General features: G+C 48.2%; 8 protein-coding genes. All 8 read right to left on the bottom strand.

Annotation, left to right across the window (positions count from 1 at the left end):
• Window positions 1–881 (bottom strand): type I restriction endonuclease (locus ACOCD2_RS07055; protein ID WP_293679799.1); only part of this gene is annotated, 881 nt, incomplete at its 3' end.
• Window positions 878–1,933, bottom strand: a complete 1,056-nt coding sequence (locus ACOCD2_RS07050; RefSeq protein WP_293672529.1) for a virulence RhuM family protein — start codon at window positions 1,931–1,933, stop codon at window positions 878–880. The genes ACOCD2_RS07055 and ACOCD2_RS07050, both read right to left, overlap by 4 nt.
• Window positions 1,934–1,936: 3 nt before the next feature.
• Window positions 1,937–2,899, bottom strand: a complete 963-nt coding sequence (gene kwaB / locus ACOCD2_RS07045) for an anti-phage protein KwaB (protein ID WP_293652410.1) — start codon at window positions 2,897–2,899, stop codon at window positions 1,937–1,939.
• Window positions 2,896–4,650: an anti-phage protein KwaA gene (gene kwaA / locus ACOCD2_RS07040; protein WP_293652409.1), complete on the bottom strand. Its 1,755-nt coding sequence runs from the start codon at window positions 4,648–4,650 to the stop codon at window positions 2,896–2,898. Before kwaA ends, kwaB begins: the two co-directional genes overlap by 4 nt.
• The gene (locus ACOCD2_RS07035) at window positions 4,647–5,963 is read right to left on the bottom strand and encodes a restriction endonuclease subunit S (RefSeq protein ID WP_293652408.1); all 1,317 of its coding nucleotides are present in this window, start codon (window positions 5,961–5,963) and stop codon (window positions 4,647–4,649) included. The genes kwaA and ACOCD2_RS07035 overlap by 4 nt, the downstream gene beginning before the upstream one ends.
• Complete coding sequence (locus ACOCD2_RS07030; RefSeq protein ID WP_293652407.1) at window positions 5,950–7,740, bottom strand: type I restriction-modification system subunit M; 1,791 nt, start codon at window positions 7,738–7,740, stop codon at window positions 5,950–5,952. The genes ACOCD2_RS07035 and ACOCD2_RS07030 overlap by 14 nt, the downstream gene beginning before the upstream one ends.
• A gap of 26 nt (window positions 7,741–7,766) precedes the next feature.
• Entirely contained in the window at window positions 7,767–7,955 is a 189-nt protein-coding gene (gene mads1, locus ACOCD2_RS07025; RefSeq protein WP_293652406.1) for a methylation-associated defense system helix-turn-helix domain-containing protein MAD1, read from the bottom strand.
• A 363-nt stretch (window positions 7,956–8,318) separates the two neighbouring features.
• Complete coding sequence (locus ACOCD2_RS07020) at window positions 8,319–9,170, bottom strand: IS3 family transposase (RefSeq protein WP_294117633.1); 852 nt, start codon at window positions 9,168–9,170, stop codon at window positions 8,319–8,321.
• Window positions 9,171–9,303: the final 133 nt, after the last annotated feature.

The following is a 9,303-nucleotide window of genomic DNA, read 5'->3' as shown; positions in this document are numbered from 1 at the left end:
GTCGCCCGTTTCTCTGCAACCCCTTCAATTTCTTGCGCGGCAATTACAGTTGCCTTGACCGCTTCACGCACCGCGTGGAACTGATAGTATCCAGCGATTTTCTTGATAATCGTCTCGCCATTGCTTTCAAACAGCACAAAATAGCGGATGTAATCCAGAAACAGTTCCCGGTCGAAAAAGCCGCGTACCAGTGTTTCCAGCTGCCACGTAAGTTTTGGTTTGTCATCCTCATGCTTGATGGTGCGCCATGGCATGAAGCGTTCCTGGTTGGCAGTAAGCGAGCCCACCCGGGCGGTGTAGCCATCACTGACTACCAGCGCCTCATTGAAGATGAACAGATCGCCGATTTCATCCTTGTAGGTCTGCAGCTGGTTGAAAGCATCCCAGATGTCGGCGTTCTCGTCACTGGGGCTTTTGAGTTCCAGTACCGCAAAGGGCAGGCCATTGATAAAACAGATCACATCCGGCCGGCGTGGTTGCTTGGTGCCGCTGACGGTAAACTGATTGATAGCGACAAAGCGGTTGTTGGTGAGTTGCTCAAAATCGACCAGGAACGCATGGTCGTTGTGTATCTCTTCGTCCTGCTTGAACTCGACAGGCACCCCTTCCAGTAATAGGCGGTGGAAGGCCCGGTTATTGGTAATGAGGTCCAGGCTCTCAGCCTGTGAGAGTTTCGATACCACCTGCTCGAAGCACTCATGCGGCAGTTGCGGGTTGATGTGGGTAAAGGCCAATTCAAGGTCATGCTTGAGGATGACCTGGGCATAATCGTCGCGCTGAGGGTCGGCGCCATCCGGTGCAATGTCCGGCCCGTAAACGACATCCCAGCCGCCTTCACGGAACCAGTCCAGGCAGAGGTTTTCGAGTTCTTCTTCGTTCATGCCTCTGTGTCCTTTTTTTGTAGCAGCTTTTTCACTTCACGGTCGAAATCGGACTCAATCTTTTGCTGTTTGTTGAATTTTTCGTATTCAGCAAAGGCTTTCAGCTCCGCCTGCTTGCGTGAAACCTGGCCGTACCCCTCTAGAATCTGATACTCATTAAAGGCCAAAAACTTATTCACGCTCTCGGCAAAGCTTTCCATGGTGAAGGTGCTACAGCGTTCAATAATGCCTTCGATGTAATCAAAAAAAGCGGATACGGCGCGTTCCAGCTGTTTAATTTCTTTTTCAGACAGGTAGTTCTTGCCAATGGTCGTGTCTGACTTGAGTGCCCGGCCATCCGGGGCATTTTTGTAGGTACTCATGCCCATCAGGGGTTTATCAGCATCTGCTTTTTGGTAGATCAGTTCACTGGAAGTCTGCCCGGTAATGGCGTAATGGAATTTGTCCTGCACATGAGAATAGAAGTTTCGGGTAGTTATTGACTTCGGATCGTAGTCAATACTGCACTCGGCAAAAATATCGGTTATCTGTTGGTAGATACGTCGTTCACTGGCACGGATGGAGCGTACTCGCTCCAGTAGCTCTTTGAAATAGTCCTTACCAAAGAAGCGACCATTTTTGAGACGCTCATCATCCATGGCAAAGCCTTTGATGATGTACTCTTTGATGAGCTGGGTAGCCCAAATTCTGAATTGCGTAGCCTGTGCAGAATTGACCCGATAGCCGACCGAGATCACGGCATCCAGATTGTAATATTTAACCCTACTTGTTTGTGTTTTCCCCTCCATAGCACCGTGTGTAGTGGTATGTTCCAAAATGGAACATACCACTGACTCTTTCAACTCATTGCTTTCAAAGATGTTTTTAAGATGTTTAGTGATTGCGGGACGCTGAACCCCGAACAGTTCTGCCATACGTTCCTGTGTGAGCCAGATGGTTTCATTACTCAGCAACACCTCGACCTTTACTTCGCCATTGGGAGCGGTGTAGAGCAGGAATTCTGTGGTTTGGTCTTGCAGGGAAAGGTGTTTATTGATGGGGGTTTTACTCATGCTTTAGTTCTCTTCTGTCTCTTCAACGCTATCCTTAGCCACACTTGAATAATGAAATTGGGTAAGCTCTGAAGTCAGAAAGTCATCCATTAACAACTTAATAAATAAATCCTTAGAGACTTTGGTATCGAGGACTATTTTATCTTCCGCCTCATTGAACCGTATTTTATTTACGAGCTTTGGAAAGGTCTTACAAAACTTAATAATGCTATTGTTCGGGACTGCAGCCAGCAGCACTGGCGAAGATTTCGCGATTTTTGTAAAACGTCTCGCATACTTAACGTCATCCAGCAATTCATGCAGAACAGCAACATTATCAACAAGCTGAATCTCATCAATAGCGCTAATACCTAAAGCTGCTTCTTTCTTGATTACATCGTGAAAACCAAAGCTTCTTTCCAAGGCTTCAAGATCAATCACAAAAAGTTCTCCAGCAACTCGCATAAGCTGGAACCCTGTACTTACACGCAAGAATTCATAATTAATCCTCTCCAGCCTATGCTTTGATTTTTTGAGGAAGAAACTTGTTCGACCAAAAATATTAACCGGAGCCATCGTCTTATAGAGGACTATCTGACCAATGTTATTTCCTATCTCAATGAGGAGCGCCTTGATGCCCTTCAGGTTTGAAGCATTAACATCGAGTAAAGGCAGGTCATCCGTTTCTAATATGGACTCCATTGCCGCCAACTCTTCCGGCAAGTCGATATCGTATTGATAAATTGCATCGCCCCTTTCATCTGAGGCAGAAAGGTTAAGCACTGACAGATCTTCTCGATCAGAAATGGTGTCCCTCAAACTTTGAATGAATAACGTCTTAAGACCATCAGAGGCACCTGCTTCAATGTCTATCTTTCTTGGGCCGGGGGTTTCTGCATCTTTTAATATTGCATAAACCGTAACCCCAATTTCATCGTAGTTATCATAGTATGGCTGCAAAGAAGCCTTGAGTTCTTCTGAGTTCATGCTTTCGCCCCCCTGGCATAATAGGTCCTATCATCCAGTTTGATATACCTTACCTTTTCGCCTTCTGACAACTTACCTTGACAAATCAGGATGATTCCATCTCTGTCACCTGTTTTGAAATTTCCATCAGCTCGATATATGTGGAACCCCAGTAGTGCAAGCGATGGGTTCGCATAAAACAAATCTGTTTTGATATAGATAACACCCATTACAATCAGCAAAAAAGCAAGCACGATCATTTGCCGGCCGCTATCAAAATCAAAACTGATCAACGGCACCACATAGGTTGCCAGAAAAGTCAGATGCTCATAATTAATACCTTCTATTTTCTTTATTTCAAAAGGTATTTCAGTTGCACCCTTTAAATCGAAATCGAACCGCTTATAGGCATAAACGCAGTAATACAAAAGAACGATTGAAAGCGACGTCATCGGATTATCCACAATAAGCGCCTTCCAACTCTCGATTTCCATTATTGAGAATGAGTTACCCGGAAACTTGATCGTAATAATGATAAAGAACACAAACAGCAAGCCGAGAGACAGGATATAGAGATCAAGTTTTCTGCGGATGTTATTCATAAGCCCCCCCGCCATCACATCCAAAATGTTGTCAATTACATAATCCCTAGCATTTACTGGGTATCCATATTTCCTGAGCAGAACTCGGGTAGTGTTTTTGATCTCGGCCTGTAAGGTATCGCGCTCTTCCCAATCAACCAGCATTGATTTAGAAAGATACTTCGACAGTTCTTCAGCAATGAAGTTAATGCGGCCCGGTTCGACTTCCTGACTTTCTGCTGGGTGTTTCAGCAGGTCGCTAATAGTGCCGATACTTTCTACAGAAGCTGGTTGCTCCTCCTCAGTAGGTGTAACAGTCACCTCTGTGCGATGCGTAACGACTTCAGGTGTTTTCTCCAGCAATCGCTGTCGCTCTGTTTCAATGGTAAAGACATTGCAATAGTCAGCAGCACCAATCAGGTCAGGGAACAGGCTGGCATGGTGTACATTCATCCGGCGAAGATGTTTCAGGCACTCCTGTTGCTCTTCCTCTGTTGCTTGCTTCAGTTCGTCATCCTGAAACTCTTCATCAGTCAGCACTTCAGTCAGTTTGTTTTCAATCGTTGCATCATAGGGTGAAAAGGTAAACAAGCCCGCTTGACTGACCAAGCGACCGTGATCATCTTTCTTCGGCTCAAAGACACGTATATCAGGACAGACTTCATCGTCTGCTATGAAGCTCTTGTTCAGGATGTATACCGCACGATACGGATTGTCCGTTTCGTCTTTTTGATCTTCTTTGGCGAAGGCGAAGAACAACGCCACGTAGGGCGAATAAGTCCAATCAAGTAATGGCGTCATTAAACCGTGGTGCTGTCCGATAGACCAAAGCTCATCGTCCTGTGGTCCATCTTCTAACAAGGAATGATCGCTAACGCGGCCTCGGATTGCTTTCCGAAGCATCTCTAGCTGTTGGCTTGCCAGTGCTTCAGTAATGATGTCGTTTGAAGTAACACGAGCCAGAGTCGGCGTCATGCTCCAGTCATAGCGGCGATGGCCACGGAAGATAACCTGGGTATCCAGTCGATTAAAGAAAGGGCTTTCTAGCAATGCTAAAAAATCGCGCCAGTGCTCCAAGCGTGTTACTGGAATACGACCGCTGATCTGATCAGCAGTGATTTCAAATCTACCCTCAGGGGAATCATTATCCCAAAGGGGGATCTTTTCCCAGTATGGGGAACTTTCGCTCATGCGGATACCTCATTGGTGGTGCCAACGGGTAGCTCGCCAGATAGGAGTCTTGGTAGCAGGGCATCTCTTAGCTCAGACAGCTTGCTGTTCTGTTTTTCGTTCTGGAACGAGGATTTGACGAGACTGGAAACACGCTCACCAAATAACCGATCTAATCCAATTTTAGGCACAACCACTTCTTTAATAGCAAAATCTGGCCAGTGACCCTTGTACTCAATGAATTCTTGTTTTCCAAGTGTTGCGTAGTATGTCCAGAATATATTTAAGTCTTTCCCTTTAAACGGGAGTACGTTCTGAATTGCACTGAAGTCATGCAAAATCAGGCGCATATAACACGTGTGGTTTGCAAAAACAATTATTGGGTCTTCGGGGCTGGCTAACACGCCCGGTTTGTCACTATGATAACCAATAATTCCTGACTTCCCTTGATCCAGAATTGGAATAGAACCCTTCTCTGAAGCTGTTTTCTGCGAGTACTTCTTCCCCACTGAGAAGCGTTCCACCATGCCGCCGATACGCTTCACCCCCCATCCCTCCGGAATCTCCCCCAGCTCCGACTCTTCCATCGCCGCTGGAAACAGCGCGGCGGTTTGTGCGAGCTCGTTATAAGCGTCTGGCTGTTCGGCTTGCAGTTGTTGGAGAGCGACTTCGTCTTTAGCAGAGATCACCGACATGGCGGCAAGCTCGGCCTGTTCAGCGGTACCACCTGCTTCCAATACCGCGATCTTGGCTTTGACCGGCTCAAAATCCACAAACCAGCTTTTGAAAATGGCCTGGGCGATTTGTTCGAGGGTTTGGTTCAGTTGATTGTTGACTTGTATTTTGTCATCGATGGATTTCAAAATACGGCCAATTTCTTTTCTGTCTTCCTTATCTGGGAAGTCAAACTCAAATTCAGCAAGGGCCCGCCATGACACACGTTGCCGTCCTGAGGTGCCTTCCATTCGTGATTGAGCGTACGCTCGAAACTCAGGCATGCGTGCCAAGTAATAAACATAGTCTTCGTCGTACTCTGGCTCCTTGGCTGCCAAAACAATAAACTCCGTAGAGCCATGTGCGATAACACCATCTCCCAGTCCAGATGCTTTGGCCGTTTTTCCGTTTTCCAAGCAGGGGGTGATGCGTGCAAATAATGTATCCCCATCTTGAAATCGGGAGCCACCACCTTTGTATGTGCGAGAGCCTATTTCTGATATGTCACGACTATCAACTGGGAGTGCCGCCATTTCGACAAATGGCTTGGTTTCTCCCTTTTTGATGGTTCTTTTTGGGTTGAAAGAAACGAAGTCCGTGATCTTCTTAGTTGAAGTCATATCCCAGCCCCAACAAATTATCCTTAATCTCACCCTCCAGACGATTTGATTCTTCAAACTGTTCCTTTAGTTGAGCGGTCAATCGCGCCATCTTCTCAGCAAAGGGCTCGCTATCCTCTTCCTGGTCCGCGGCACCGACATAGCGCCCGGGTGTGAGTACATAGTCGTGTTTCTTAATGTCGTCGAGCGATGAGGAATAACAAAATCCCTTCTCGTCTTCGTAGGTCGCTCCCGACTTCCTGTCTCCCGCGACACTAGCACTTCCTTGTACGTCGCCCTCATCCTGTTGCCAGGCGTGGAAGGTGTCGGTGATTTTGGTGATATCCTGTTCGGTAAAGTCTCGCAATACCCGGTCTTTCATATAACCTAGATTGCGGGCATCGATAAACAGGGTTTTGCCGCGCCGGTCGGTTTTCTTTTTATCCAGCGACAGGCCATTGGCCTTGTCTTTGGTCAGGAACCAGATGCAGGCGGGTATCTGGGTGTTGGTGAACAGCTGCCCGGGCAGGGCCACCATGCACTCGACCAGGTCTGCTTCGATCAATGACTTGCGGATTTCGCCTTCGTTATTGGTATTGGAGCTCATGGAGCCGTTGGCGAGCAGCAGCGCCATGGAGCCCTGGTCATTAAGGTGATACAGCATGTGCTGTATCCAGCCGAAGTTGGCGTTGCCTTTGGGTGGGGTGCCGTATTTCCAGCGCACGTCATTTTCCAGCTTGGCATGCCACCAGTCCTTGATATTGAAGGGCGGATTGGCCATGACGTAATCGGCCCGCAGGTCCGGGTGCTGGTCATCCAGGAAGCTGTCGGCGTTCTTCTTGCCGAAGTTAAAATCGATGCCCCGGATGGCCATGTTCATTGCGGCCAGCTTCCAGGTGGTGGGGTTGCTCTCCTGGCCGTAGACGGAGATATGCTTTTTCTGTTCGGCTGCCTTGTAGTGTTTTTCGTCGGCATGGGCTTCGATGAACTTGTCATTGGAGACAAAGAAGCCACCGGCGCCCATGGCCGGATCATAGACACGGCCGTTGTAGGGTTCGAGCATTTCGACAATCAGGGTGACGATGCTTTTGGGCGTGTAATATTGGCCGCCCTGTTTGCCTTCGGCCAGGGCGAACTGGCCAAGAAAGTATTCGTAGACATGGCCGAGAATGTCTTTGCTGTGCAGATTAAGCGTATGGCCATTAAATTCGGGCTTGCTGAAGCTGGTATCGGAGAATTTGTTGATCAGTTCCGAGAGATTGTGGTTTTCAACCTGATACTGGCTCACACGAGGCAGAACGCCTTTTAGCTTGGGGTTGGCCAGTTTGTCGTCGATCTTGAAGTTTTCGATGGATTCCAATGCGTTGTCGATTAACCTAGAGACAGAAGTCATCTTGAAGGTCTTTCCATCGTCTAACTCGACTTCACTACCTATGGGTAAGGCGGCAGTGCTTTTTATGAAATCCCAGCGTGCTTGTTTGGGCACCCAAAACACGTTCTTCTCCTGATAATACTCGTGCAGTTCCAGCTCGGCATTGACGGCTTCCTCGTACTCCTCGTCGCTGTCGTAGTCATCACGCGGCATATAGTAGATGTTGTCGTCGCTGTCATCCTCGGTGAACAAGTGGCGCAGTTCAGTCTGCCGCTCTTCAAACGCATCGGAGACATACTTCAGGAAGATCAGGCCCAGCACGACGTGCTTGTAGTTGGCTGCGTCCAGATTGTTGCGCAGCTTGTCGGCAGCCTTCCAGAGTTTATCGTCGAGGGCTTTCAGGAATTCTTGTTCAGCTGTTTTCATAGAGATTTCTCAAGTGTGCTCGTCAGTTATTTAGCCTGATCCATCTTCTGTTCTTGTTGGATGATCCAGCGGTCGATTTCGCTTTTACGAAACCGCCACGAGGCACCCACCTTGAATCCCGGGATCTTTCCATCAGCTGCCAGACGATAGGCCGTTTTCTCCGTCAGTTTCAGATAACTGGCGACCTCTTTAATGGTCATAATCTCGCTTGTCATGGCATTCTCAATAGTTGGACAATGATGCTAAACTAAGAAAATACAGGAAATACAGGCATCAATCAAGAAGAAAAGCGGAGAATGTCGGTAAAACACGTATTCGCAATATGTTTTTTTGACTGGAAACTAATGCAGGAGTGCAAACTGCCTATAACAGGCCAAAACTGGCTAATTGACAGCAGAAAGCGCCATTAATACGCCAAATATGGCGTCTTATAATTTTTCGGCGCTATGCTTGGCAGTGTATCCATGAATTGTTGCTTGAGGGTTCGCTTACTGGTGCAATACCGACAATATTATTTTATTGGAACTAGAGTTTAGAGTAAGCAACATCGACGTTTGTCAAGATACCTGTCCATTTGTCTACGCTGCTTCTTCTCTAATTCCAGTCTCCTCGGTGCCATCATTTTCCGGATTCAACCACACCTCGCCGACCGGTTCCCAGTTTCGCGTCCCTCGACTCCATCGCTCCGGGTTTCGTTGCTTTGCCGCCTGATAGAGCGCATCGCGTTTCACCAGAATCGATCGCTCCGCACCGTTGTGGCGTTGTGCTGGCGTCACAAATTGTATCCCGCTGTGACGATGTTCTTCGTTGTACCCGTGGACAAATCCATAAACCCACTCGCGCGCAGCGCCTAAGTTTTCAAACGGCTTCGATGGGAATGCCGGGGTGTACTTCATTGTGCCAAAGAGGCTCTCCGAATACGGATTGTCATTACTCACCGATGGACGACTGAATGACGGTACGACACCAGGTCGTTGCAGCGTCACCAGCATGGTCGCGCCCTTCATCGGTGATCCATTGTCGGAATGAAGTACTAAGCCCCTCTCACTGACACCCTCCGCCAGACAGGCTTTGCGGATCAATAGCGAGGCATTCTCAGCTGTTTCGTTTTCATGAATTTCCCAGCCTACAATCTTGCGACTGTAAATATCCATCACCAGGTAGAGCCGATAGAACAACCCCGTTACGGTGGTCGCCAGGAACGTAATGTCCCAACTCCAGACTTCATTCGCCCCCGCTGCCTTGTAAGCAGCTGGTTTCGCGACTTTCCTCGGGGCCTGGTCTTTCCCGCGGTGGTGTAGCTGGTCCGCCTCCTTCATTATCCGGTAAAAGCTCGATTCTGATGCGATATAGATCCCTTCATCAGCCAATGCCGGCACGATCTGTGACGGAGGAAGGCTCCGATACGCTGCCTCGTTGCAGGTCTTCAAAATCTGTTGTCATTCCTCTGGCATCAGCTTGTTCGCAGGCGCCGGGCGTTCTGCGTCTGGGCGGCCATCGGCTTTGACACTGCCGCACTGGGTCCAGCGCCTATAGGTGCGCGAACTGATCTCCAGTTCACTA

Source organism: Thiolapillus sp., assembly GCF_048562965.1.
Taxonomy (GTDB): domain Bacteria; phylum Pseudomonadota; class Gammaproteobacteria; order Chromatiales; family Chromatiaceae; genus Thiolapillus; species Thiolapillus brandeum_A.
The sequence above is the reverse complement of the archived record's forward strand: the minus strand, read 5'-3'. Positions and strand labels throughout refer to the sequence as shown.

Bases quoted from the DNA above. Each gene is read 5' to 3' on its own strand.
- ACOCD2_RS07050 (WP_293672529.1), bottom strand. From the start codon at position 1,933: ATGAGTAAAACCCCCATCAATAAACACCTTTCCCTGCAAGACCAAACC.
- kwaB (WP_293652410.1), bottom strand. From the start codon at position 2,899: ATGAACTCAGAAGAACTCAAGGCTTCTTTGCAGCCATACTATGATAAC.
- kwaA (WP_293652409.1), bottom strand. From the start codon at position 4,650: ATGAGCGAAAGTTCCCCATACTGGGAAAAGATCCCCCTTTGGGATAAT.
- ACOCD2_RS07035 (WP_293652408.1), bottom strand. From the start codon at position 5,963: ATGACTTCAACTAAGAAGATCACGGACTTCGTTTCTTTCAACCCAAAA.
- ACOCD2_RS07030 (WP_293652407.1), bottom strand. From the start codon at position 7,740: ATGAAAACAGCTGAACAAGAATTCCTGAAAGCCCTCGACGATAAACTC.
- mads1 (WP_293652406.1), bottom strand. From the start codon at position 7,955: ATGACAAGCGAGATTATGACCATTAAAGAGGTCGCCAGTTATCTGAAA.